This is a genomic window from Gemmatimonadota bacterium (assembly GCA_039715185.1).
Classification (GTDB): domain Bacteria; phylum Gemmatimonadota; class Gemmatimonadetes; order Longimicrobiales; family RSA9; genus DATHRK01.
In genome coordinates this window covers 1-2,205 of sequence record JBDLIA010000189.1, presented here as the reverse complement: position 1 = coordinate 2,205, position 2,205 = coordinate 1, and the positions used below count along the sequence as shown (strand labels likewise).

At 72.9% G+C, this 2,205-nt stretch carries 3 protein-coding genes; all 3 read left to right on the top strand.

Annotated elements, in window-relative coordinates; translation table 11 throughout:
* A partial coding sequence (locus ABFS34_16555) for an ABC transporter ATP-binding protein (protein ID MEN8377037.1) occupies nt 1-358 on the top strand: 358 nt, incomplete at its 5' end.
* 10 nt (nt 359-368) lie between these two features.
* Entirely contained in the window at nt 369-1,490 is a 1,122-nt protein-coding gene (locus tag ABFS34_16550) for an ABC transporter permease (GenBank protein MEN8377036.1), read from the top strand.
* Nucleotides 1,487-2,205 (top strand): ABC transporter permease (locus ABFS34_16545; protein MEN8377035.1); only part of this gene is annotated, 719 nt, incomplete at its 3' end. The genes ABFS34_16550 and ABFS34_16545, both read left to right, overlap by 4 nt.

Sequence of the window (2,205 nt, the reverse complement as noted above, 5' to 3'; positions counted from 1 at the left end):
CTACATGGAGGAGGCCGAGTACTGCGACAGGCTCGCGCTGATGAACCGCGGCCGCCTGATCGCGCTGGACACGCCGGCCGCCCTGCGCGAGGGGTCGCGTGAGGTGATCTACCGGCTCGTCTCGCCGGAGGCGGTGCGGCTGGCGGAGGCGCTGTCCGGGCGGCCGGGCATCCTGGAGGCGGCGCTCTTCGGCCGCGACGTGCACGTGTCGCTCGCCGACGCCGCGGACGAGGCCGACCTGCGCGTAACGCTCCAGGCGACCGGCATCCCGGTCGACGACGTCGCGCGCGTCCAGCCGGCGCTCGAGGACGTGTTCGTGGCGCGCGTCCGGGCGGCCGGGGGAGCGGCCGTCGGATGAGTCGCGCCCGATGACCCTCCTCGACCCCGTCCGCCTGGGCGCCGTCGCCCGCAAGGAGTGGATCCAGCTCAAGCGCGACCCGCGCAGCCTCTACCTGGCGTTCGGGCTGCCGCTCCTGCTGCTGCTGTTCTTCGGCTACGCCATCAACTGGGACATCGAGGACCTGCCGCTGGGCGTGCTGGACCGCGACCGCACCGCCGACAGCCGCGAGCTGGTGGAGGCGTTCACCGCGGGCGACCTGTTCGCCGACGCCGGACGGCCCGCCGACGAGGCCGACGCCGAGCGGGGCCTGGTCAGCGGCGCCTACCGCGCGGTGCTCGTGATCCCGACCGGCTTCTCGCGCGACGCGGCCGCGGGCACCGCCGAGCTCCAGCTCCTGCTGGACGGCGCCGACGCCAACACCGCCACCATCGCGCTGAGCTACGCCGACGCCATCGTCACCGGGTTCGGCGCCGGCCTCGACACCCGCGCGGCCCGCCCGCCGCCGGTCGACGTCGCCGCCCGCGTCTGGTACAACCCGACGCTGGAGAGCAAGAACATGATCGTCCCCGCGCTGATCGCGGTGATCATGTCGGTGATCGCCGCGCTGCTCACCGCGCTCACGATCGCGCGGGAGTGGGAGCGCGGCACCATGGAGCAGCTCGCGGCGTCGCCCGTCAGCCGGCTGGAGGTCATCCTCGGCAAGCTCCTGCCGTACCTGCTGATCGGGCTCGTCGACGTGGTGGGCGCGGTGGTGGCCGGGGTGCTGGTCTTCCAGGCCCCCCTGCGCGGCGACCTGGTCCTGCTGGGCGTGCTCACGATCCTCTTCCTGGTGGGCGCGCTGGGCTTCGGGATCTTCATCTCGGCGGCGGTCAAGTCGCAGGTGCTGGCGACGCAGATCGGGCTCATCGTGACCTACCTGCCCGCGCTGCTGCTGTCCGGCTTCCTGTTCGACATCGCCAGCATGCCGCTGCCGCTCCAGGGCGTGACGTTCCTGGTCCCCGCGCGCTACTTCGTCACCGTCACGCGCGGGATCTTCCTGAAGGGGGTCGGCCTCGGCGCGCTGTGGCCGCAGGCGCTCCTGATGATCGCCTACGCCGTGGTCGGGCTCGGCCTGGCGGTGCGCGCGTTCAGGAAGGAGATCCCGGCGTGAGCGCGGCCCTCCTGCGGATCCGCCGCCTGGTGCGCAAGGAGCTCCGCCAGCTCTTCCGCGACCCGCGCACCAAGCGGATAATCTTCGCCTCGCCCATCGTCCAGCTCCTGCTGTTCGGCTACGCGGTCAACACCGACGTGCGCGGCGTGCCGATGTTCGTGCAGGACTTCGACCGCACCGCCGAGTCGCGCGCGCTGGTCCAGGCGATCGCGGCGGGTCCGGAGCTGCGCGTGGTGGGCACCTCGAACCACTCCGCCGACCTCACCCGTGCGCTCGACCACGGGGACGCCGTCATCGGCATCGTGGTCCCAGCCGGCTTCGAGGCCGACCTGGCCGCGGGCCGCACCGCGCCCGTGCAGGTGGTGGTCGACGGGACGAACTCCACCACCGGCATCGTGGCGCAGGGCTACGCCACGCAGGCGATCCAGGCGTACGGCCAGCGCCGCGCCGCCGAGCGCGTGGGCGCCGACCCCGACCCGCCCATCCGGCTCGACGCCCGCGCGTGGTTCAACCCGGGGCTCGCGAGCCGCGTGTACAACGTCCCCGCCGTGGTCGGCATGATCGTCATGCTCATGTCGATGCTGCTGACCGGGCTGTCGGTGGTCCGCGAGCGCGAGCTCGGCACGCTCGACCAGCTCCTGGTGTCGCCGCTGTCGCCCGGAGAGCTGATGCTGGGCAAGACGATCCCGGTCGCGCTGATCGCGATGGCCCAGCT

What these genes read in the sequence shown, in the direction of transcription:
- ABFS34_16550 (MEN8377036.1), top strand. Translation starts at nt 369, where the DNA reads ATGACCCTCCTCGACCCCGTCCGCCTGGGCGCCGTCGCCCGCAAGGAG.